This window comes from Comamonas sp. BIGb0124 (genome assembly GCF_003752175.1).
Lineage (GTDB): Bacteria > Pseudomonadota > Gammaproteobacteria > Burkholderiales > Burkholderiaceae_C > Comamonas_F.
In genome coordinates this window covers 205,380-227,063 of record NZ_RJVF01000011.1, presented here as the reverse complement: position 1 = coordinate 227,063, position 21,684 = coordinate 205,380, and the positions used below count along the sequence as shown (strand labels likewise).

At 66.5% G+C, this 21,684-nt stretch carries 18 protein-coding genes; 15 read left to right on the top strand and 3 right to left on the bottom strand.

Annotation, left to right across the window (positions count from 1 at the left end; genetic code table 11):
* Positions 1-23 precede the first annotated feature (23 nt).
* The 9 genes from EC845_RS13615 (at position 24) to EC845_RS13575 (ending at position 10,428) form a co-directional block, all read left to right on the top strand.
* Positions 24-515 (top strand): Lrp/AsnC family transcriptional regulator, encoded by a 492-nt coding sequence (locus EC845_RS13615; RefSeq protein ID WP_123298647.1) that lies wholly within the window; start codon positions 24-26, stop codon positions 513-515.
* A gap of 623 nt (positions 516-1,138) precedes the next feature.
* Complete coding sequence (gene mnmG / locus EC845_RS13610; protein ID WP_123298646.1) at positions 1,139-3,136, top strand: tRNA uridine-5-carboxymethylaminomethyl(34) synthesis enzyme MnmG; 1,998 nt, start codon at positions 1,139-1,141, stop codon at positions 3,134-3,136.
* Positions 3,136-3,813 (top strand): 16S rRNA (guanine(527)-N(7))-methyltransferase RsmG, encoded by a 678-nt coding sequence (gene rsmG / locus EC845_RS13605; protein ID WP_123298842.1) that lies wholly within the window; start codon positions 3,136-3,138, stop codon positions 3,811-3,813. Before mnmG ends, rsmG begins: the two co-directional genes overlap by 1 nt.
* Before the next feature lie 163 nt (positions 3,814-3,976).
* Positions 3,977-4,591 (top strand): LysE family transporter, encoded by a 615-nt coding sequence (locus tag EC845_RS13600; RefSeq protein WP_123298645.1) that lies wholly within the window; start codon positions 3,977-3,979, stop codon positions 4,589-4,591.
* Between the two features lie 107 nt (positions 4,592-4,698).
* Complete coding sequence (locus EC845_RS13595) at positions 4,699-5,469, top strand: ParA family protein (RefSeq protein ID WP_123298644.1); 771 nt, start codon at positions 4,699-4,701, stop codon at positions 5,467-5,469.
* A 108-nt stretch (positions 5,470-5,577) separates the two neighbouring features.
* On the top strand, positions 5,578-6,126 hold the full coding sequence (locus tag EC845_RS13590; RefSeq protein ID WP_123298643.1) for an alpha/beta hydrolase: 549 nt from the start codon (positions 5,578-5,580) through the stop codon (positions 6,124-6,126).
* 206 nt (positions 6,127-6,332) lie between these two features.
* On the top strand, positions 6,333-7,265 hold the full coding sequence (locus EC845_RS13585) for a ParB/RepB/Spo0J family partition protein (RefSeq protein ID WP_123298841.1): 933 nt from the start codon (positions 6,333-6,335) through the stop codon (positions 7,263-7,265).
* Positions 7,266-7,356: 91 nt separating this feature from the next.
* On the top strand, positions 7,357-7,629 hold the full coding sequence (locus EC845_RS13580; protein WP_123298642.1) for a DUF2164 domain-containing protein: 273 nt from the start codon (positions 7,357-7,359) through the stop codon (positions 7,627-7,629).
* 654 nt (positions 7,630-8,283) lie between these two features.
* Complete coding sequence (locus tag EC845_RS13575) at positions 8,284-10,428, top strand: PhoX family phosphatase (RefSeq protein ID WP_123298641.1); 2,145 nt, start codon at positions 8,284-8,286, stop codon at positions 10,426-10,428.
* A 114-nt stretch (positions 10,429-10,542) separates the two neighbouring features.
* Here the strand turns inward: EC845_RS13575 and EC845_RS13570 are convergent, their stop codons facing one another.
* Positions 10,543-11,157, bottom strand: coding sequence for a hypothetical protein (locus EC845_RS13570; protein WP_199739800.1), 615 nt, complete (start codon positions 11,155-11,157; stop codon positions 10,543-10,545).
* 411 nt (positions 11,158-11,568) lie between these two features.
* On the opposite strand from EC845_RS13570, the gene EC845_RS13565 reads away from it, so the two are divergent.
* The 5 genes from EC845_RS13565 to EC845_RS13545 all read left to right on the top strand — a co-directional run bounded on the left by EC845_RS13565 (position 11,569) and on the right by EC845_RS13545 (position 17,400).
* Positions 11,569-12,801, top strand: a complete 1,233-nt coding sequence (locus EC845_RS13565) for an acyl-CoA dehydrogenase family protein (protein ID WP_233598062.1) — start codon at positions 11,569-11,571, stop codon at positions 12,799-12,801.
* Between the two features lie 50 nt (positions 12,802-12,851).
* Positions 12,852-13,196 carry a DUF3088 domain-containing protein gene (locus EC845_RS13560; RefSeq protein ID WP_123298639.1) on the top strand — a complete coding sequence of 115 codons (345 nt, stop codon included), beginning with the start codon at positions 12,852-12,854 and terminating at the stop codon, positions 13,194-13,196.
* A 34-nt stretch (positions 13,197-13,230) separates the two neighbouring features.
* Entirely contained in the window at positions 13,231-14,550 is a 1,320-nt protein-coding gene (locus EC845_RS13555; RefSeq protein ID WP_123298638.1) for an acyl-CoA dehydrogenase family protein, read from the top strand.
* Entirely contained in the window at positions 14,547-15,902 is a 1,356-nt protein-coding gene (locus EC845_RS13550) for an LLM class flavin-dependent oxidoreductase (protein ID WP_123298637.1), read from the top strand. The genes EC845_RS13555 and EC845_RS13550 overlap by 4 nt, the downstream gene beginning before the upstream one ends.
* A 124-nt stretch (positions 15,903-16,026) precedes the next feature.
* A complete protein-coding gene (locus EC845_RS13545; RefSeq protein ID WP_123298636.1) occupies positions 16,027-17,400 on the top strand; it encodes an LLM class flavin-dependent oxidoreductase in 1,374 nt (457 codons plus the stop codon).
* A gap of 18 nt (positions 17,401-17,418) precedes the next feature.
* Here EC845_RS13545 and EC845_RS13540 read toward each other — a convergent pair whose 3' ends face one another.
* Positions 17,419-17,706: a hypothetical protein gene (locus EC845_RS13540; protein ID WP_123298635.1), complete on the bottom strand. Its 288-nt coding sequence runs from the start codon at positions 17,704-17,706 to the stop codon at positions 17,419-17,421.
* 311 nt (positions 17,707-18,017) lie between these two features.
* On the opposite strand from EC845_RS13540, the gene EC845_RS13535 reads away from it, so the two are divergent.
* Positions 18,018-18,782 (top strand): 5'-methylthioadenosine/adenosylhomocysteine nucleosidase, encoded by a 765-nt coding sequence (locus tag EC845_RS13535; protein ID WP_123298634.1) that lies wholly within the window; start codon positions 18,018-18,020, stop codon positions 18,780-18,782.
* Between the two features lie 51 nt (positions 18,783-18,833).
* On the opposite strand, the gene glnE is transcribed toward EC845_RS13535, so the two are convergent.
* Positions 18,834-21,617 carry a bifunctional [glutamate--ammonia ligase]-adenylyl-L-tyrosine phosphorylase/[glutamate--ammonia-ligase] adenylyltransferase gene (gene glnE, locus EC845_RS13530; RefSeq protein WP_123298633.1) on the bottom strand — a complete coding sequence of 928 codons (2,784 nt, stop codon included), beginning with the start codon at positions 21,615-21,617 and terminating at the stop codon, positions 18,834-18,836.
* Between the last annotated feature and the right edge of the window lie 67 nt (positions 21,618-21,684).

Sequence of the window (21,684 nt, the reverse complement as noted above, 5' to 3'; positions counted from 1 at the left end):
TCGATTTGAAGGATTTTCTTTCCATGAAGAAACTGGATCGCATCGACATCGGCATCCTGAACCGCTTGCAGGAGGATGCAACGGTCACGAATGCAGAGCTGGCGCGCGCGGTGCACCTGTCGCCCACGCCGTGTTTCAACCGGGTCAAGGCGATGGAAGAACTGGGCTTGATCCGCCAGCAGGTGACGCTGCTCGATTCGGACATGCTGGGCCTGCATGTCAACGTCTTCATCCACGTCAGTCTGGAGAAACAGGTCGAAGGCGTGCTGCAGCATTTCGAGGCCACCATCGCCGAGCGGCCCGAGGTCATGGAGTGTTACCTGATGACGGGCGACGCGGATTACCTGCTGCGGGTGCTGGTCCCGGACATCAAGGCGCTGGAAGGTTTCATCCTGAACCACCTGACCAAGACGCCGGGTGTCTCGCGCATCCGGTCGAGTTTTGCACTCAAGCAGGTGCGCTACAAGACCGCGCTGCCCTTGCCCGAAGGGGGATTGACGCTGCGCAGGGATTGAGCCGATACCGATCCGGGTGTGGTTTTGCCGCGGTGCCCGGCCGGGGACCAAGGCGGGGGCCGAATAAAAGCGAGCTTAAAAATAAGGCAGGCGGTAAAATAGAGGGTTTTCCACCGGGTCGTCGGCTGGCCTGTGGTGCGCCGTTCGGATCGGACGATTTCCAGTGAGCGTTCGTTCGTTCGTTGGTTCGACGCGCGAGGTGCGAGGTGCGAGGTGCGAGGTGCGTGAGGCTCGTTTGGATCGTCGATGTGGATCGACGAGGCAAGTGGGTCGATGAGCGTTTGTGGTTGTGGTTGTGGTTGTGGTTGTGGTCGCGGTCGCCGGTGGATGGCACGGTGGTGGCGCAGAGTGGCGCACGGGTGTCGCGGTCGGCAGAGCCGTTGGCACCAGCGCCTGGCTGCGGCCGGCTTCGGATGGATGAGTCCCGATGCTGCAGCACACGGCGTTCGTGCCTGTCTGTGGATCGGCTTTCGCGTTTCGGTGCGGCTTGGCCCGACGGAAGAGGCGGTTCACGGTGTCTGTCTGCGACCGGTTTGAAATGGCCGGAATGGCCGTGACCGGTCGATGGTTTGTATGTTGGTTCGGGTCCCGACGATTTGATCCGTGGCATGAGAGGTGCCCCTATGCTTTATCCCCAGATTTTTGATGTGATCGTGGTCGGTGGCGGCCACGCCGGTACCGAGGCTGCGCTGGCGGCCGCCCGCATGGGCAGCAAGACCTTGCTGTTGACGCACAACATCGAGACCTTGGGTCAGATGAGTTGCAACCCGTCGATCGGCGGCATTGGCAAAGGCCATCTGGTCAAGGAAGTCGATGCCCTGGGAGGCGCCATGGCGCTGGCCACCGATGAAGGTGGCATCCAGTTTCGTATCCTCAACGGCTCGAAGGGGCCTGCCGTGCGTGCCACCCGGGCGCAGGCCGATCGGGTGCTCTACAAGGCTGCGATTCGCCGCATGCTCGAGAACCAGCCCAATCTGTGGCTGTTCCAGCAGGCCGTGGACGATCTGATGGTCGAAGGCGATCGGGTCGTGGGCGCGGTCACGCAGGTCGGCATCCGGTTCCGCAGCCGCACGGTGGTGCTCACTGCGGGCACCTTCCTCGACGGCAAGATCCATGTCGGCCTGAACAACTACTCGGGTGGCCGGGCCGGCGATCCGCCCGCCGTGACGCTGTCGTCCCGGCTCAAGGAACTCAAGCTGCCCCAGGGCCGCCTGAAGACCGGCACGCCGCCGCGCATCGACGGCCGGAGCATCGACTTCTCGAAGTGTGCCGAGCAGCCGGGCGACGGCATGCCGGGCGGGGCCACCGAGACCCTGCCGGTGTTCAGCTTCATGGGCCGCGCCGACATGCATCCGCGCCAGATGCCCTGCTGGGTCACGCAGACCAATGCGCGGACACACGAGATCATTCGTTCGGGCTTCGACCGCAGCCCGATGTTCACCGGCAAGATCGACGGGATCGGGCCGCGTTACTGCCCCAGCGTGGAAGACAAGATCAACCGGTTTGCCGACAAGGAGAGTCACCAGATCTTCCTGGAACCGGAAGGCCTGACCACCCACGAGTTCTATCCCAACGGCATCTCGACCAGCCTGCCTTTCGATGTGCAGTACGAGCTGGTGCGTTCGATGGCCGGACTCGAGAACGCCCACATCCTGCGGCCAGGCTACGCCATCGAATACGATTATTTCGATCCCCGGGCACTCAAGAGCAGCTTCGAGACGCGGGCGATCGGCGGCCTGTTCTTTGCCGGCCAGATCAATGGAACGACGGGTTACGAAGAGGCCGCCGCCCAGGGGCTCTTTGCAGGCATCAACGCCGCCTTGCAGTGCCGGGACGAAGCGGCCTGGCTGCCGGGCCGGGACGAGGCTTATCTGGGGGTGCTGGTGGACGACCTGATCACCAAGGGCGTGACCGAGCCGTACCGCATGTTCACCAGCCGCGCCGAATTCCGGCTGCAGCTGCGCGAGGACAACGCCGACATGCGCCTGACCGAGGCCGGTCGTCGCATGGGGCTGGTCGACGACGCCCGCTGGGATGCCTTCAACCGCAAACGCGATGCTGTTTCACGTGAAACAGAACGCCTGAAGTCGACATGGGTGAACCCGCGCAGCCTGCCGGAAGACGAGTCGATCCGGGTCCTGGGCAAGGCCATCGAACGCGAGTACAACCTCGGCGATCTGCTGCGGCGGCCCGATGTGAGTTATGCCGCCCTCATGTCGCTCGATGGCGGCAAGTACCGCAGTGCCGACGTGACCGAGGCCTTGCTGGGCGACTTGCGCGATGTGGTGGTGGAACAGATCGAGATCGCGGCCAAGTATTCGGGCTACATCGATCGGCAAAAGGACGAGGTGCAGCGGGCTGCGCATTTCGAGAACCTGCCCTTGCCGGACGAGCTGGACTACAGCAAGGTGACGGCGCTGTCGTTCGAGGTGCGGCAGAAACTGCTCAAGCATCGCCCGCAGACGCTGGGTCAGGCCTCCCGCATTTCCGGTGTGACCCCGGCGGCGATTTCATTGCTCCTCATTCATCTGAAGCGAGGCGGCTTCAAGGCGTTTGCGCAGGAAGCGAAGACCGTCGCCGCAACCGCGACCGAGGGTGGCGTGGAAGGGCAGGCGGCATGATGGCGGTTGTACAAGGAGATCGTTCGACGCTCGAATCGGGTCTGCGCAACGGATTGAGGCAACTGTCGCTGTCGCTCGACGACGTGAAGGTGAATGCCTTGCTGGATTACCTGGCGCTGGTCGGCAAATGGACACAGGTCTACAACCTCACGGCCGTCCGCGATCCGCAGGACATGTTGACGCACCACCTGCTGGATTGCCTTGCCTTGGTGCCTGCGCTGCAGCGGCATCTCGACACGGCCGATGCACAGCAGCAGGGGCTGGACGTGCTGGACGTGGGAGCGGGAGCCGGTCTGCCGGGGGTGGTGATTGCGATCTGCTTTCCGCAACTGCGCGTGTCCTGCGTGGACACCGTCGCCAAAAAAGCCGCGTTTGTCCAGCAAGTCGCCGTGACGCTGCGGTTGCCCAACCTCAAGGGCGTGCACGCCCGGGTCGAGAAGCTGACGCAACGCTACGACCTCGTCACGTCGCGTGCCTTCGCCTCGCTGGCGGATTTCACCCAATGGTCGCGGGGCTGTCTGGCCGAAACCGGTGTCTGGCTGGCCATGAAGGGCAAACACCCCGATCAGGAACTGGCCCAATTGGCCTCGGACATCGATGTGTTTCACGTGGAACAGATCGACGTCCCCGGCCTGGACGCCGATCGCTGCCTGTTGTGGATGCGTCTTCGGAGCTGATCGCCACGCGCCGGTATCCTGTCGAAAAAGAGCCTTGAGGGGCTCTTTTTTTGGTCGATACACCACAGCGTGAGGATCTTGTTTGGGCTTGAGGTCATCGTCGCGGCATGCTGCTGGCGTAAACTCCATGCTTTCATTCCCGTCCCTGCAAGGCTCGACAAGCATGTTTGGCATCGCCGACTACGGCGCCTATGTGGTGGCCGTGATTGCATTTCTGCTGATTCCCGGACCGGGTAATCTGGCCATCATCACGTCGACCGGCAAAGGCGGCATCGCGGGCGGCCTGGCCGCCACGGTCGGAATCGTCGCCGGCGATCAGGTGTTGATCTGGCTGGCGGTGGCGGGCGTCGCAGCCTTGCTTCAGGCGAATCCGGCTGCTTTTGCCGCCACGCAGTGGCTGGGCGCGGCTTACCTGGCTTGGTTGGGTGTGCGCATGCTGCGGGCCCGGCCCGGTGCGGTCGCGCTCATCGATATCCCGACGGGGCAGTATTTCCGGCAATCCCTGCTGATCACGGTGCTCAATCCCAAGTCCATCGTGTTCTACATGGCGTTCTTTCCGCTGTTCGTGGACCCCGCGCGCCATCAGGGCTGGAAGACGTTTGCTGCGCTGGCCGGAACGGCGGCGGCTTTGGCCTTGGCCTACGGCGTGGTGGCCACGCTGCTGGCCCATGTGCTGGCATCGCGGCTCAAGGCCAATCCGCGCATAGGCCAGTGGCTTCAACGCGTGGCCGGGGGTCTGCTGCTGGCGTTCGGCATCAAGCTGGCGCTGGGCAAGTGAGGCGGGCTTTTGCAGTAACGGATGCTTTTCAGCCGGGGTGCGCCGCAGGCGGCGGCCGGGAATGACGACAGTGACGACGATAGGTTATCGGTAGGAATACGAACACAATGGCCAAGATTTTTTGTATCGCCAATCAAAAGGGCGGCGTGGGCAAGACCACGACTGCGGTCAACCTGGCTGCCGGCCTGGCCAAGCTGGGCCAGCGCGTGCTGCTGGTCGACCTCGATCCGCAGGGCAATGCGACCATGGGCTCGGGTGTGGACAAGCGCACGCTGGCGCACACGGTCTACGACGTGCTGCTGCTCACGGTCGGCATCGCCGAAGCCCGGGTGACCAGCGAACGCTGCGGGTACGACGTACTGGGGGCCAATCGGGAATTGTCGGGCGCCGAAGTCGAACTAGTGGCTCTCGAGGAACGCGAGACCCGCTTGAAGCAGGCGCTGGCCGATGTCGATGGCGACTACGACTTTGTGCTCATCGATTGCCCGCCCTCGTTGTCGATGCTGACCCTGAACGGACTGTGCAGTGCCCACGGCGTGGTCGTGCCCATGCAGTGCGAGTACTTCGCGCTCGAGGGACTGTCCGACCTCGTCAACACCATCAAACAGGTCCATGCCAATCTGAACCGGCAACTGCAGGTGATCGGTTTGCTGCGCATCATGTTCGATCCGCGCATCACGCTGCAGAACCAGGTGAGCGATCAGCTGCAGGCGCACTTCGGCGACAAGGTTTTCAATACCGTGATTCCACGCAACGTGCGCTTGGCCGAAGCGCCCAGCTACGGCTTGCCGGGCGTGATCTTCGACCCGTCGTCCCGCGGTGCCAAGGCCTTCGTGGCGTTCGCGCAGGAAATGATCGCCCGGATCCAGAAGTTCTGAGGCCGGCATGGCAACCCCCTGCAGCCGGGCCGGCACGGGTCCGGTTGCCGATCGAGGCCGCTGGCCGAGACGATTTCCCCAGACCCCAGCCCATGAATGGATACGCGCATGCAGGCCCATAACGTCTTGATCGTGCCCGGTTGGTACAACAGCGGTCCCGACCACTGGCAGAGCCTGTGGCAGGCCGAATCGGGATACACCCGCGTGGAGCAGCACGACTGGGAACGCCCATTGCGCGGCGACTGGATGTCGCAACTCGAGGAAGCGGTGCTGGCCACTACCGAGCCGGCGGTGCTGGTGGCGCACAGCCTGGGTTGCCTGCTGGTGGCGGCGTGGGCCGCCCACAGCCAGAACGTCCATCGGGTCAAGGCGGTGCTGCTGGTCGCGCCCGGCGACGCCGAACGCGACGAACTGCAGGGCGTGCTGCGCAGCTGGTCTCCGATCGAGCGGCGGGCGCTGCCGTTCGGGCCTGAGCGGGCCCTGCTGATCGGCAGCAGCGACGATCCGTACTGCTCGCTCGAACGGGCGCAGCAGATGGCCGCCGACTGGCAGGCCAGGTGGGTACTGGCCGGGGCGCTGGGCCACATCAACGCCGAAAGCGGTGTGGGCGCTTGGCCGCAAGGCCGCGAATGGCTGGCGCGACTGATGAACGATTGACGACGACCCCACGCCGCGCCAGGCGGTCCGCGGTAACCCTGCTCCCTCTGCAGGGTCTGCCGGCAGCCCCGGGAAGGGGCCTGGACGGGTTTCAGGCGCATTTTTTCGGGATTGTGACACCCTGGGGTGGGTCGGTGGTAAAAACGCCGTGTAGCCGTTCAGGCATGGCGGTGTTTCACGTGAAACGCAAGGACAGGATTTTCGACATGGCAACGACCAAAAAACCAAAAGGCCTGGGCCGCGGGCTGGAAGCCCTGCTGGGCCCCAAGATCACCGACATGGAGTCCGACCGCAAGCCGGGGCCTGTCGAGGGGGCCCCCAGCGTGTTGCCGCTGGAACAGATGGTCCCGGGGGTCTACCAGCCTCGCACCCGCATGGACGAGGGCGCGCTGTACGAGCTCGCCGAGAGCATCAAGGCCCAGGGCATCATGCAACCGATCCTGGTGCGCAAGCTGACCCAGGGCGACAACGCCGGCCGCTACGAGATCATCGCGGGTGAACGGCGTTTCCGCGCGGCACGCCTGGCGGGGCTGAAGGACGTCCCGGTCTTGGTTCGCGAAGTGGCCGACGAGGCTGCGGCGGCCATGGCGCTGATCGAGAACATTCAGCGCGAGGATCTGAATCCGCTGGAAGAGGCTCAGGGCATCCACCGCCTGGTCAAGGAATTCGGTCTCACGCACGAACAGGCGGCGCAGGCCGTCGGCCGCTCGCGCAGCGCAGCCTCCAACCTGCTGCGGCTGCTGAACCTGGCCGAACCGGTGCAGACCATGCTGATGGCCGGCGATATCGACATGGGCCATGCACGGGCCCTGTTGGCACTCACACGGGCCCAGCAGATCACGGCCGGCAATCAGATCATCGGTAAAAAACTGTCGGTGCGCGAAACCGAGAATCTGGTGAAGCGCATCGGCCAGGAAGACGGCGGCAAGTCCACGCCCAAGGCCAAGGCCGGCAAGACACGCGACGTGCTGCGGGTGGAAGAAGAACTCGCCGATCTGCTGACGGCCGAAGTCGACATCCGGGTGAAGAAGCGGGTCAAGCGCCACGGGCAGATGATGGATATCGGCGAAATCGCCATCGCCTTCAGCTCGATGGAAGAGTTGAATGCACTGATCGAAAGACTGCGCGGCGAGGAATGAGCATGGCGAGGGTTCGAGTCCTCCCCAAGGTGCAGGGGACTCGGGCTGTGCGCCGGCCAGCCGTTTCACGTGAAACACCAGGAGAGTGGCCTTGACCATCGAACTGTCCAAGTCGGCGCGGCAACAGGCCGTCGCCTCGATCGAACGTTATGTCGAGGAGAACTTCGACGAGCGCATGGGCAACATCGCCGCCAGCGCATTGCTGGGGTTTTTCCTCGAAGAGATCGGTCCGAGCATCTACAACCAGGCGGTGGCCGATGCCCAGGAGCGGTTGCTGGCCCGGGTGCAGGAACTCGATATCGAGTTGCACGAGGACGAGTTCGACTACTGGCGCAAGCAAGGCGGGGCAGCGAAGAAGCGCTGAAACCCGGGGGGCGCGGGCCCCCAAGAGACCGTCGCACCCGTGCACGAGGGCGTCGCCGTTGCAGGAGGGAATGCGCGAGCTGCCGGTTTTTTGCCGCAGGGCACCAGACAGGAATCTCCTGGTCGTTGTGCTGGAAGGCGGGGTAACGACAGGCCCTCAGAGGCTTTCCATCGAATTCGACAAGGTGTCTGAAAACGAGGGATAAGGATATTTATGCTTTAGCCCAATCTTTGATTTCGCGATTGAAATTGCCATGAACAACGCGAAGACAACGGACCGCAAGCCAGTCGCGAAAGCCTCGTCCGTGCTGCCCGCGACCGCGTGATGTGGAGCCTCCGCGGCACCGCTCGACGCTCTGTCGAGGCATGAGGCGGGTCTGCGTGGACCGGCCGCAAGCGGCTGGGGCCGGCGAGGACATGCAACCGTTCGACTGCGGTCGGCTATGGGTTTTGTGCGCACGAGACGGTGACGGGGTCTTCCGCCACGGCCCGCCGGTAAAAGCCGAGCGATTTGCTGGGGTCGCGGCTCTGTCATGGTTTCGTCACGATGCGCCGCGAGCATTCGCCATCGGTTGCAACACGACCGTGGCCTCGCAAAACCAAAGACAACACATGGGGCATGAATTTCATACCGATTCCTCGAAGGATGCCCCACATGAACCCGAAAAACCTGTCGCAGGCCGAACAAGACCTGGACGATATTCCTGCCAATCGTTCGCAGGCCCTGCATTTCAACGGCGTCGTCGCCAAGGCCCTGTCCCGCCGCGGTTTCCTGCGCGCAGGCGTGGGTGCCGGTGCCGTCGGTTTCCTGGGCGCCGGGCTGAGCGCCTGCGGCGGCAGCGACAACCATGACGACAACCCCGGCTCCGGTGGCGACAACGGCGGCGGCACGACGCCGCCGGTCGAACCGACACCCGTCACGCTGAGCTTCGAAGCGGTCGGCATCAGCACCGCCGACACCATCGTGGTTCCGGCCGGCTACACCTATGCCGTCATCAACCGCTGGGGCGACAAGCTGCATGCCAACGCACCCGCCTGGAAGGGCGATGCCTCGGACAATGCCGCCGCTCAGCTGCAGCAGACGGGCTACAACCACGACGGCATGCATTTTTTCCCCATCGACGGCGTGCACACCCAGGGCAGCAACAGCGTCGAAGGCCTGCTGGTCTGCAACCACGAATACATCACCTCGGAGTACTTCTTTCCCCAGGGCGTCGTGCCTGCCAACCCGCAGTGGAACCTGGACTGGGTGCGCAAGTCGCAGTATGCGCAGGGCGCTTCGGTCAAGCACATCCGCCTGGCCAACGGCGTCTGGGAAACCGTGCTGGATTCGCGTTACAACCGCAGCGTCAACGGCACCACGGCCATGCAACTGGTCGGCCCGGCCGCCGGCACGCGCCTGGTCCGCACGTCCGCCGATCCCTACGGCCAGACGGCCTTCGGCACGTTCGGCAACTGCGGCAACGGCCACACGCTGTGGAACACCTACCTGACGTGTGAAGAGAACTTCACCGACTACTTCGGCATCGGCAGCCAGACCGCGGCCAACGTGCCGTATCCTTCGGCCGAATACCAGGCGCACATGGAGCGCTACAAGGGTTCGGGCAAGACGGCGAGCGGCAGCTACCGCTGGGACACGCACGACACCCGTTTCGACTGGTCGCAGGAGCCCAACGAGTACAACCGTTTCGGCTGGATCGTGGAAATCGACCCGTTCGCACCGAACACGCCGCCCAAGAAGCTGACGGCACTGGGCCGTTTCAAGCACGAGAACGCCGCGCAGACGCTGGCGGCCGACAACCGCGTGGTCGTCTACATGGGCGACGACCAGGTCAGCGAGTACATCTACAAGTTCGTTTCCGACGGCGTGTACGATGCCGCGCAGCCCCAGCGCAACCGTGAACTGCTGCACACCGGAACCCTGTACGTGGCACGTTTCGATGCCGGCGAGACGACCGGCGACAACATGGGCACCGGTGTCTGGATCCCGCTGAAGCTCGACACCTTTACCCTGGACGGCCGCCGTCTGGGCGATCTGTTCAACAACGACCTGGGCGAGCTGCTGGTCAAGACCCGCCAGGCCGCCGACGCGGTGGGCGCCACGCCGATGGACCGCCCCGAGTGGGTCGCGGTGCACCCGACCACCCGCGAAGCCTACGTGACACTGACCAACAACAGCTCGCGCGGCAGCGGCTCGGCCCGTTATCCCGGCGGTCCGGCCCATCCCGGCGCCGACGAAGCCAACCCGCGCACCGCCAACCGCTATGGCCAGATCGTGCGTTGGCGCGATGGCCTGGCCAACGGCGTGAGCGACCCGGGCTCGCTGACGTTCGAGTGGGACATCTTTGTGCTGGCCGGCAATCCCAACGTCTACCCCGACCGCAGCGATCTGCGCAGCGGTTCGGCCAACATCACGGCCGAAAACACCTTCAACAGCCCCGACGGCCTGGCTTTCGATCCGCGCGGACTGCTGTGGATCCAGACCGACGGCAGCTACGCGAACACCGGCGATTACGAAGGACAGGGCAACAACCAGATGCTGCTGGCCGATCCGGTCACGCAGGAGATCCGCCGTTTCATGGTGGGTCCGGTGGGCTGTGAAGTCACCGGCATCACCTGGACCCCGGACCAGAAGTATGTGTTCATCAACATCCAGCATCCGGGCGAAGGTCCTTCGGTGACCGAGGCTCAGGCCGATCCGACCCGCGCCTCGCGCTGGCCCGACATGGAGACCGCCACGCGTCCCCGTCCGGCCACCGTGGTGATCTGGCGTGAAGACGGCGGTGTGGTCGGGACCTGATCGTTCCGATCGGTGCGGGGGGCCGGCGGTCCCCTGCACACCGACCTTGCCAAGGCGCGCAGGCATCACGCAGGCGCGCTTTTTCTTTGGACACGCCGCGGCGTGTGAGGCGGCTCAGGAGCCTGCGCTGGCGCCGATGGGGATGAACTGCAGGAAAGGTCCCGCAACCAAACCCTGCAGGTAGTCGAGCAGGCTGCGCCTGACCTTTTCGTCGTTGACTGCGGCCAGTGTGTCGAGGCGGCCGATGATCTTGCCGAACTCGCGCGCAAAGGAGAGGTTGCGTTCCTCGGGCGTGATGTCGTCGGCCAGCAGCAGCAGACGGCCCTGCTCGTCGCGGCGGCTGGCCAGCAGCCAGGCCGCCACGGTGACGTTGTGGGCGGCATTGGCGATCTTCTGGGCGTTGAGGCCGTTGAACAGCGTGAGGTGAAGCCGGCCGTCGTAGGCCTCCACCAGCATCGTGCCCAGTCCGTAGACCATCAGGCCGGCCCGGTCGCCGCTGTACACCGGCGCAAAGGCGACGCGGATGGCATCGACGCCGCGCTGGGGCACCTGCCCGCCCGGCCAGGCGCCGCCGCTGCGGATGGCGAACATGACGGCTTCGCGCGCGGCATCCCGGCTGGCCAGGCCCGAGGCACGCCACATGGCTGGATTGCGCTGGTAGAGCTTGTCGAGCAGCACCTCCAGGCTGTCGAGGTTGTCGCGCATGGTGAGGTTGGCAAACCGGTTCATGCCGCTTTGGAGGGCCTGCGATTCGTTGAAAGGGTCGCCCCTGACGTTGCGTTGCGGCGAGACACTGCCTGCGCAGCCTGTCAACAGGACACAGGCGGCGAGGCCGGCCGCGAGGCCCGAGAGGACACGGGCCCGGGGCATGCACGGGCGGGGCAGGGCCGGCGGCGAGGGGACTTGGAGCGGGGCGGCGAGCATGCGCCATCATGCCAAATCGCGGCAGGCGATCCGTGGAGCCGGCGACGGCGGTCCGGCCGGGCGGTTCGAAGACGTGCGCCGGCGGCGTGCACGGCGTGCATGGCGTGAACGGCGGTTACTTTGTTTGCGCATAAAAAACCGCAGATTTATTCGTGGCCGCAAGGCCGGCACTGTCCGACAGTCGGAGTCCGATCTCTGCCGAGAAAGACCGTTGCCGTGCCATCCCGTTCCTCGTCGCCTGCCCACGAAACGCCAGACGTGCCCGAACCGCCCGAGCTTTACGCGCCCGAGCCGGGTGACGTCCATGCCCGGCGTGCGGCCGCTCTGCGTGAAGTGCTGCATGCCGATGCCGTCGCGCGCGACGAAGCCGGCGGCCAGCCGCTCGATGCCGTGCGGGCCCTGAAGGCCAGCGGGCTCAACGCGGCGTGGATCGGGCGCGCCTACGGCGGCGAGGGGGCCTCGTGGACCAGCATCCTGCGGGTCGTGCGCGAGTTCGCGCGCACCGACGGTTCGATCGCCCACCTGTACGGCTATCAGCATCTGCCGCTGCACATCACCGCAGCCCGTGCGACGCCGGCCCAGCTGGCGAACTGGTTTCCCGCTTCGGTGCGCGAGAACTGGCTGTGGAGCAACTCCGGCAATGTGATGTCCAGGACCTCGACCGCACGGCGCGTGGGCACCCATTGGGTGCTCGATGGCCATCGGCCGTTTTCTTCCGGCACGCATGTGGCCGATGTGATCCAGGTCTCGTGGGACGGCGACGGCGGACGCTACACCGCCGTGATTCCGGCCGACCGCGACGGCGTGGGCATCGCCCATGACTGGGACGGCATCGGCCAGCGCCAGACCGGCAGCGGCACGGTCCTTTTCCAGGGCGTCCGGATCGCCGACGAAGAGCTGCTGGGCCGTCCGGGCGACGAGGTCACGCCCTTCGTGTCGCTGAACTCGCTGCTGCAGCAACTGGTCCTGGCCCAGGTGTTCATCGGCAGTGCGCAGGGCGCGCTGGCAGAAGGGCGCGACTACACCGTGCGCGAATCGCGGCCCTGGATCCATTCGGGCGTGGAGCGGCACACCGACGATCCCTGGGTGCAACGCCGCTATGGCGGCCTGCACATCCGGGTGCAGGCTGCGCAGGCGCTGGCCGAGCAGGCCGCTGCACAGCTCGACGAGCTCTACCCCCAAGGCCATGGCTTGACGGCTCATGCACGCGGCTCGCTGGCCATCAGCGCCGCGGCGGCCAATGTGGTGGCGGGCGAAGTGGGCCTGGCCGTGGCGGAGGAGGTGTTCGAGGTCATGGGTGCACGCTCGGCCACGCGGGCGCGGGGCTACGACCGTTTCTGGCGCAATGTGCGCACCCACACCCTGCACAACCCGGCCGAATACAAAAAACGCACGCTGGGTCAATGGCTGCTCGACGGCAGCCATCCCCAGCCTGCACCTTATCGCTGAGCGGGCCGTCCGGCACCGCCTTTCAATCAAAACCGACAGGACCACCATTCATGAGCAAGGACACCTTACTGCTGCTCGAGCCCGGTTTCACCGATCCCGCCTATCCCGGCGAACGTTTCATCTGCCCCGATTGCAATCCCATCGAAGGGCTGCTGGCGGCCGACCCGTCCCGGGCCGAACGGCTGGAGATCAAGCGGCTGCCTTTCCCGCGGCCGCGGCAGGCGGTCATCGATGCACTCGACGACCAGCATCAGGGCCTGCCCGTGCTGATCTTCGGCGACGAACAGGCCGTGCCGGAAGATGCGCAGACCACCTCGGGTCGCCACTTCGTGAGCGACAGCCGCCGGATCCTGGAGCTGCTGGCCCAACGCCACGGCTTTCCGCGCCTGCATTGAACGATCCCGTCACCGTCCTCCGGAGGCCTCGCGCATGAGCAGCCATCTTCTGATCGACCCGCCGAGCCTGGCGGTCACGCCGTCCGCGATCCCGGTCCCGGCGCCTGCGTCCCGCGAGCCGGCGAGCGGGAAACCGCAGGCGGACTCGCTCGACGAGCGTTTTGCCATCGACACCGGTACATCCCACGGCGCCCGTGCCGCGGCACTGCGCGAAAGGCTGGCCGTCGATGCGGTGGCCCGCGACCAGGCCGGCGGGCGGCCGAGCCAGCAGATCCAGTGGCTCAAGGACAGCGGCCTGCTGGCCTTGCTCATTCCCACGGCACTGGGCGGGGAAGGGCAGCCGTGGTCGAGCGCCTTGCGGGTGGTGCGTGCGTTTGCACAGGTCGACGGCTCGCTCGCGCACATCTATGGCTACCACTGCGCCACGCTGCTGGGCCTGCGTTTTCGGGACGAGGCCGTCAAGACCGACGAACTCTGGCGCCAAACCGCCGACAAACGATGGTTCTGGGGCAATACCGGCAACAGCTTCTCGAAAAGCCTGTTCGGACGGCGTGAAGGCGAGTACTTCGTGCTCGACGGATTCCGGCCCTTCACCTCGGGGTCACACGTCGCCGACATGCTGTCGGTGGCCTGGGAAGACGAAGAAGGTCTGGAAAGGCGGTTTGCAGCGATTCCAGCCGATCGGTCAGGAATCGTCATCGAGGACGACTGGGATGGAATAGGACAGCGCCAGACCGGCAGCGGCCGTGTTTCCTACCACCGGGTCAGGGTGCACGAGAGCGAGGTTCTGGGTGCGGCCGCGCGTTTCGATCCCACCGCCGCAGCCCCGGTGCCGTCGCGGTCTCTGACGGCCTTGCAACAGCAGAGCGTGCTGCTCAACGTGTTCATCGGCAGCGCCCAGGGCGCCTTGCTGGCTGCGCGCGACTACACGCTCGAGCAGTCGCGACCCTGGCTGTATTCGGGCGTCGACCGGCATCAGGACGATCCATGGATCCAGCGCCAGTACGGCGATCTGCTGGCCCGGACGCTGGCGGCCACGGCCCTGGCCGACCGGGCGCTCGAGGCCCTGGACGATGCCTGGGCGCAGGGCGATGCGCTCGGTGCCGGACAGCGTGGCGAGGCCGCGCTGGCCATCGCCTCGGCCAATGTGCTGGCCGGCGAGACCGCCTTGCGCGTGACCCGCGAGATCTTCGAAGTCATGGGGGCCCGCTCCGCGACGCGGGCCTACGGCTTCGATCGTTTCTGGCGCAACGTGCGCATCCACACCTTGCACAACCCGGCCGAGTACAAGGCACGCAACGTCGGCCGCTGGGTACTGGGCGACGGCTATCCCGTGCCGGGGACTTTCCAATGACCGCTGTCCTGACCGGCGCCGCGCCCGCGCGGCAACTGCACCTCAACATCAACATCCTGCATTCGGGTTTTGTGCCCTCGGCCTGGCGCCTGCCCGAGGCCGATCCCTATGCCTTTGCCGACGTTCGCCACTATGTGCGTGTGGCCCGGATCGCCGAGGCCGCCAAGCTCGATGCGGTGTTCCTGGCCGACAACGCCTCGATTGCCGACCAGATCGATTTCCGGCCCATCACGGCACTGGAGCCGACCGTGCTGCTGGCCAGCATCGCGGCGGCCACCACACACATCGGAGTGATCGGCACGGCGTCGACCAGCTACAACGAGCCCTACAACATCGCGCGCCGTTTTGCCACGCTCGACCACGTCAGTGCAGGCCGTGCCGGCTGGAACATCGTGACCACGGCCGATGCTGGCTCGGCCCAGAACTTCGGCCTCGACGCGGTGCCCGACCATGGCCGGCGTTATGCCCGCGCCAGCGAGTTCGCCGATGTCGTGAAAGCGCTGTGGGACAGCTGGGCCGACGATGCGTTTGTGGGCGACAAGGCGAGCGGCGTGTTTGCCGATGTCTCGCGGATCCAGCCCATTGCGCATCGCGGCGAGTTCTTCCAGGTCCAGGGGCCCCTGAATCTGCCGCGCACGCCGCAGGGGCGGCCGGTGCTGATCCAGGCCGGCGCTTCGGCCGATGGCCGCGAGCTGGCGGCACGCCATGCGGAAGCGGTCTTCTCGGCGTCGCAGAGCTTCGAGGAGTCGCTGGCCTACGGGCGCGAGCTCAAGAGCCGTGCAGCGGCGCTGGGGCGCGGGCCCGACGCGGTCAAGGTCCTGGCAGGACTGACCACGGTGATTGCAGGCACCGAAGCCGAGGCGCTGCGCCGGCGAGACGAACTGGTGGCGCTGATTCCCTGGCGCTACAGCCTCAAGCGCCTGGCGGGCACGCTGGGCATCTCGGCCGACCGGCTGCAGCTCGATCGGCGGCTGCCCGACGATCTGCCGTTGCCGGCGCAAGGCCAAGGCAACCACACCTTTTTCCTGGCGACGCTGGCGCATGCCCGCCGGCATGGCTCGACGGTGCGGCAGCTGATCCACGAACTCGCCGGAGGCGGTGGCCATCGCGTGATCGTGGGCACGCCCGAACAGGTCGCCGACGATATCGAGCGCTGGTTTCGCGGCGGCGCCGCCGATGGCTTCAACCTGATGCCGGATGCGTTGCCGGACGGCCTGGAAGCCTTCACCGAAGGGGTGGTGCCGATTCTCCAGCGGCGAGGCCTGTTTCGCACCGAGTACCAGGGCACGACCCTGCGCGACCACCTGGGGCTGGCCCGGCCGGCGGCGGCCGCGGGGCTGAAAGCGGCTTGAACCGGGCGGCTTCGCGGACTTCCCGGCAACGTCCCGATGCCCTCGACAGGCCGTCATCCGCCATGGAATCGAAGGCAGAACCCCGTCTGATCAGACGCTCAACCTTGAACACGGAGCCAATACAATGGCCAGAAGAAAAGGACAGCTCAAGCTGGGTGCTTTTTTATACCCGACGGGCCACCACGTGGCGGCCTGGCGGCATCCCGAGGCACAGGCCGATGCAGGGGCCAATTTCAGCCATTACGTGCAACTGGCGCAGGCGGCCGAGGCGGCCAAGTTCGACCTGATCTTCATGGCCGACGGCGTGGGAACACGCAGCGACAACCATCGCTACCTGAGCCGGACGGCACACAGCTATGTGGCGCAGTTCGAACCGATCACACTGCTGTCGGCCCTGGCGGCGGTGACGCAGCGCATCGGTTTCGTGGCGACGGCCTCGACCAGTTTCAACGAGCCTTTTCACATCGCGCGCAAGTTTGCCTCGCTCGACAACATCAGCGGCGGACGGGCAGGATGGAATCTGGTGACGTCGTCGAGCGAGCACGAAGCGCTCAACTTCAACCGCGAGCGGCACTTCGATCACGCCGAGCGCTACCAGCGGGCCGCCGAGTTCGCGCAGGTGGTGACCGGCCTGTGGGACAGCTGGGAGGATGGCGCGCTGCAGCGCGACAAGGCCAGCGGGCTGTACTTCGATCCGGCCCGGCGCCATGTGCTCAACCACAAGGGGCGTTTTTTTCAGGTCAAGGGCCCGCTCAATGTGCCGCGTTCGCCGCAAGGCCATCCGGTGATCGTGCAGGCCGGTTCGTCCCCGGCCGGCAAGGCGCTGGCAGCCGAGACTGCCGAAGTCATCTTCACGGCCCAGCAGACGCTCGACGATGCCGTGGCGTTCTACGCCGACGTGAAAGGCCGGCTCGCACAGCATGGACGGCAGCCGGATGATCTCAAGATCATGCCCGGAGTGTTTCCGGTGGTGGGGCGTAGTGAAAGCGAGGCGCAGGAGAAGTTCGAACAGTTGCAGTCGCTGATCCATCCGGAGGTGGGCCTGGCGCTGATCTCCGGGTTGACGGGCGGGGTGGATCTGTCGGCCTATCCGCTCGACGGTCCGATCCCCGAATTGCCCGAGACCAACGCCAGCAAGAGCCGTCAGCAACTGACGCTGGAGCTGGCGCGCCGTGAAAAGCTCAGCCTACGCGAGCTCTACCTGCGCGTGGCCGGCGCCCGCGGGCACTGGCAACTGGTCGGCACGGCCAGCCAGATTGCCGACCAGCTCGAAGAGCGCTTCGTGAACCATGGGGCCGACGGTTACAACATCATGCCGCCGGTGCTGCCCACGGGTCTGACGGATTTCATCGAGTTGGTGTTGCCGGAACTGCGCCGCCGGGGCCTGTTCCGCACCGAGTACGAAGGCCGCACGCTGCGCGAGAACCTGGGGCTGCACCGCCCGCGCAACCGGTATCAGTCGCCCGAGACGGCGGCACTGGCCACGCTGGCCGCCTGATCGGGGGCGTCAGGGGCGTCAGGGGCGGCGGAGGCCGAGCTGCAGGGCGATGCGATAGCCGACGCCGTAGTTGGCACGTTGCACGCCACGGACCACGGCGCTGACCGTGTCGTAGGCATAGCCGTTGCTGGCGGCCCACTGCTTGAGGGTGAGGCCGCGCTGGCGCAGCAGGGCCTTGGCCTCGCTGCCGCTGAGGGGCCGCGAAGCCGCCTGCAGCCAGAGGCCGGCGCCCAGGCCGGGGGACGACGGTTCAGCCTGCTGCTTCGTCCTTTGCGTGGAGTCGATGGGGGGCGGGTTTCGGTGCATGGCGTCTTTCTCTCGAAGCAGTTTCGGGCGAATCACCGCATCATTTGCCCATGCGCCCCGTCGATGGCGCGCGCCGGTAAACTCGCTGTCAATGGTTCACACTTATGACGACGTGAACGACCGGGCCGGCAGCGACTGCACGGAGGTGTTCAGCACGCTCCGCCGCTTCGTGTGGCAGGCCCCATGCCTGCGTGAAACATGAAAACATTCCCTCGCCTTTTTGTCTTTGCCGATCGTTCCGGCGGGCCGCGCCGCTGCTTCGAGGCCTGTGCGCAGAGGCCGCCGTGTGACTTTCGCTGCGGGATTGCGGCATGACCCGGCTGGCCGTCGTCAGCGCCATGCATCAGGAACTGTCGGCCGTGCTCGAGACGGTCGATGCCGGTTGGCGTCCGGTCGAGCGGGCGGGCCGCACGTTCTGGCTGGGCCTCTATCAGGGGCACGAGGTGGTGGCGGTGCTCTCGCGCATCGGCAAGGTGGCGGCTGCCGCCACGGCCGTCACGCTGATCGAGCATTTCCAGGCCGGGCGCATCGTCTTCACCGGTGTGGCGGGCGGTCTGGGCGATGGCGTGCAGGTCGGCGACATGGTGGTGGCCGATGCCTTTGTGCAGCACGACATGGATGCCTCGCCGCTGTTCCCGCGCCATGAGGTGCCGCTGTATGGCCGCAGCCGGTTCGAGACCGACGAGGCATTGCGGGCCGAGGTGCTGGCTGCGGCCATGGCGATCGCCGACAGGCCGCAGGCGGCGATCGATGTCGGCGCCCTGTCCGCGCTGGGGGTGCATGCGCCGCGCGTGCACAGCGGTCTGGTCGCCAGCGGGGACCGGTTCGTCAGCACCGCAGCCGAAAGCGGGTTGCTGCGGCAGACCCTGCCGACGGCCCTGGCCGTCGAGATGGAGGGGGCGGCTTTTGCGCAGGTCTGCAGCGATTACGGTGTGCCGTTTGCCGCCATGCGCACGATTTCCGACCGTGCCGACGATTCGGCGCATGTCGATTTCATGCGTTTCATCGAGTCGGTGGCCAGCCACTACTCGGCGGCGCTGGTCGTTCACCTGCTGCGGGCCTTGCCGCCCACCTGACCGGGCGGCGGTCCGCGCAGGCCGCCGGGCCCGGGGCCTGCGTGCCGCGTGTCAGCCGAAGACGCAGCGCCACAGCGCCAGGATGGCATCGCGCTCGTGCGCGACCAGCGCGGGGTCGAGCTGGGTCGGCGCTTCGTCGAGCCGGGCCTTGTGCTGCAGGCGGCGCAGGGTGCGGTAGGCCGAGGCGGCGTGGTGACCCACGCCTTCGGGCAGCAGGCCGGCCGCTTCGGCGCGCTGGAGCAGGGCGATGTTGCCGAGGTTGGGCACCAGGCCGGGATGCTCGGCGGCGTCGGCCAGCACCAGGAACTGCACCACGAACTCGGCGTCGATCATGCCGCCGGGGCTGTGCTTGAGGTCGAACTTGCCGCCGCGCACGGGGATCGCCGCACGAAGCTTCTCGCGCATGGCCAGGATCTCGCCGCGCAGCGATTCGCGGTCGCGCGCGGCGGTGATCACGGCTTCGCGCACGGCATCGAAGCGCGGCCGCAGCGTGGTGTGGTCGTCGAGGATCATGCGCGCACGGGTGATGGCCTGGTGTTCCCAGGTCCAGGCGGTGTTGCTGCCGCGGCGCTGCTGGTAGTTGGCATAGGCCTCGAAGCTGGTCGCCAGCAGGCCCGAGTTGCCGTTGGGGCGCAGGGCCGTGTCGATCTCGAAGAGGTCGCCTTCGGCGGTCTTGACGGTGAGCCAGTTGATGAGCTTGCGCACGAAGTTGGCGTAGACCTCGGGTGCGTCCTCGTGGTCGTCCTCGTAGACAAAGACGATGTCGAGGTCGCTGCCGTAGCCCAGTTCCTTGCCGCCGAGCTTGCCGTAGGCGATGACGGCGAAGTGCGGTTCCTGGCGGTGGCGCCGGCGCAGGAAGGTCCAGGACCAGCGCAGCGTGACGTCGAGTACGGTCTCCGCCAGTGCGCTGAGGTCGTCCGAGACCTGTTCGGTGGTCAGGCGGCCCTCGACGTCGCGGGCCAGCGTGCGGAAGGTCTCGGCATGGTGGGCGCGGCGCAGCAGGTTGAGCAGGGTTTCCTCGTCGTCCTCGCCGGTGGAGCGCAGCGCGGCGCGGCGGGTCTCGAGCTCGCGGTCGAAGGCGGCGCGGTCGAAACGTTCGTCGAGCACCGATTCGCTGGCCAGTTCGTCGATCACGCCGGGATGCTGCATGAGGTAGCGCGCCGGCCACTTGGCTGCGCCCAGGATGCGCAGCAATCGTTCGTGCACGGTGGGGCGTTCGAGCAGCAGGGCCAGGTAGCTGTCGCGCCGCAGCAGGGTCTCGAGCCAGTTGCCGAAGCGCAGGGCCGCGTCCTCGGTGACATCGCCCTGCTTGAGCCACAGCGCCGTGCGCTGGATCAGACGGCGCAGCCGCAGGCGGACCTCGTCGCGCAGCGACTGGATGCGGGGATCGGCACGCCAGGCCTCGAGCTGGGTGCGGAAGCGCTCGGGCAATTGGGGCAGCAGGTCGTCGAGCTCGGGGCCTTCGGGCTTGCCCTTCTTGCAGGCGCCGCCTTTGCACAGCCCGTTGGCCTTGGGGCCGCCGAGCAGCTTGTCGAATTCCTCGGCCACCTGTTCGCGGTAGGCGAAGAACTGGTCCAGCATCTCGCTGGTGCTGGCGTGGCCGAGCGTGCGCGCGATCCAGGCCAGGTCGTCGTCGCTGGTGGGCAGGGTGTGGGTCTGCTGGTCGTCGAGGTACTGGATGCGGTGTTCGAGCTGGCGCAGGAAGACATAGGCCTGCGCCAGGGTCTGGGCGCTCTCGAGCGGCATGAGGCCGGCCTGCGCCAGCCGGGGCAGGGCGTCGAGGGTGGAGCGGGTCCGCAGTTCGGGGAACTGGCCGCCGCGCACCACCTGCAGCAGTTGCACGGTGAATTCGATCTCGCGGATGCCGCCGCGCGAGAGCTTGACGTCGTTGGCGCGTTCGGGGTGGCCGGCGCAGCGGCGCAGGGCCTGCTCGCGGATCTGGCGGTGCAGGTCGCGCAACGCGTCGAAGACACGGTAGTCGAGGTAGCGCCGGAAGACGAAAGGCAGCACCACGCCGCGCAGCGCCAGAACCGAGCCGTCGACCTTGTTGCACTGCGGGGCGACGACGCGGCTCTTGAGCCAGGCGAAACGCTCCCACTCGCGTCCCTGCACGAGGAAGTACTCCTCGAGTGCATCGAGCGACACGGCGGGCGGGCCCGAATTGCCGTTGGGGCGCAGCGCCAGATCGACGCGGAAGACAAAACCGTGTTCGGTGACGTCGCCGATGAGGCTGTAGATGGCCTTGACGGCCTTGCCGAACAGTTCGTGGTTGCTGATGCGCTGGGCGCCGCGTGCGTCGCCGCGGGTCTCGCCGTCCTGGTCGTAGATGTAGATCAGGTCGATGTCGCTGGAGACGTTGAGCTCGCGTGCGCCGAGCTTGCCCATGCCGACGATCCACAGGCGGGCGGCCTGGCCGTCGGCGCCCAGGGGCTCGCCGTGGCGGGCCGACAGTTCCTGCATGACATGGTCGTGGGCGATGTCGAGCGCGACTTCGGCCAGCTCGGTCATGGCGTCGGTGACGGTCTCGAGCGGGGCTTGGCGTTCGCAGTCGAGCACGACCAGCCGTTCGATGACGAGCTGGCGCACGATGCGCAAGGCACTGCCGCAGTCGTGTCCCGCCTCGCGCAGCGCCGCATAGGTCTGGCGCATGGCGGTCCGGGACGGAGCCCCTGGCGGCAGCAGGGGCAACTCGGCGGCATAGCGGCGGCGCAGGCGCTGCACGAGGCGCGAATGGGCCGCCTCCTGGGCGCCCGGCGGGCCCGAAGCGAGGCTTTCATCGCCCGCAGCCTGCGGAGCGACGGCCTGCTGTCGGTCAACAAAATCGTCTCTGGTCATGTTCTGATGGTGTCGATGGCATCGGTAGCCGACTCTGGGCCGCCTGCCGATGTCCGCCCGGCGCCTG

Bases quoted from the DNA above. Each gene is read 5' to 3' on its own strand.
- EC845_RS13615 (WP_123298647.1), top strand. From the start codon at position 24: ATGAAGAAACTGGATCGCATCGACATCGGCATCCTGAACCGCTTGCAG.
- mnmG (WP_123298646.1), top strand. From the start codon at position 1,139: ATGCTTTATCCCCAGATTTTTGATGTGATCGTGGTCGGTGGCGGCCAC.
- rsmG (WP_123298842.1), top strand. From the start codon at position 3,136: ATGGCGGTTGTACAAGGAGATCGTTCGACGCTCGAATCGGGTCTGCGC.
- EC845_RS13600 (WP_123298645.1), top strand. From the start codon at position 3,977: ATGTTTGGCATCGCCGACTACGGCGCCTATGTGGTGGCCGTGATTGCA.
- EC845_RS13595 (WP_123298644.1), top strand. From the start codon at position 4,699: ATGGCCAAGATTTTTTGTATCGCCAATCAAAAGGGCGGCGTGGGCAAG.
- EC845_RS13590 (WP_123298643.1), top strand. From the start codon at position 5,578: ATGCAGGCCCATAACGTCTTGATCGTGCCCGGTTGGTACAACAGCGGT.
- EC845_RS13585 (WP_123298841.1), top strand. From the start codon at position 6,333: ATGGCAACGACCAAAAAACCAAAAGGCCTGGGCCGCGGGCTGGAAGCC.
- EC845_RS13575 (WP_123298641.1), top strand. From the start codon at position 8,284: ATGAACCCGAAAAACCTGTCGCAGGCCGAACAAGACCTGGACGATATT.
- EC845_RS13570 (WP_199739800.1), bottom strand. From the start codon at position 11,157: ATGAACCGGTTTGCCAACCTCACCATGCGCGACAACCTCGACAGCCTG.
- EC845_RS13560 (WP_123298639.1), top strand. From the start codon at position 12,852: ATGAGCAAGGACACCTTACTGCTGCTCGAGCCCGGTTTCACCGATCCC.
- EC845_RS13555 (WP_123298638.1), top strand. From the start codon at position 13,231: ATGAGCAGCCATCTTCTGATCGACCCGCCGAGCCTGGCGGTCACGCCG.
- EC845_RS13550 (WP_123298637.1), top strand. From the start codon at position 14,547: ATGACCGCTGTCCTGACCGGCGCCGCGCCCGCGCGGCAACTGCACCTC.
- EC845_RS13545 (WP_123298636.1), top strand. From the start codon at position 16,027: ATGGCCAGAAGAAAAGGACAGCTCAAGCTGGGTGCTTTTTTATACCCG.
- EC845_RS13540 (WP_123298635.1), bottom strand. From the start codon at position 17,706: ATGCACCGAAACCCGCCCCCCATCGACTCCACGCAAAGGACGAAGCAG.
- EC845_RS13535 (WP_123298634.1), top strand. From the start codon at position 18,018: ATGACCCGGCTGGCCGTCGTCAGCGCCATGCATCAGGAACTGTCGGCC.
- glnE (WP_123298633.1), bottom strand. From the start codon at position 21,617: ATGACCAGAGACGATTTTGTTGACCGACAGCAGGCCGTCGCTCCGCAG.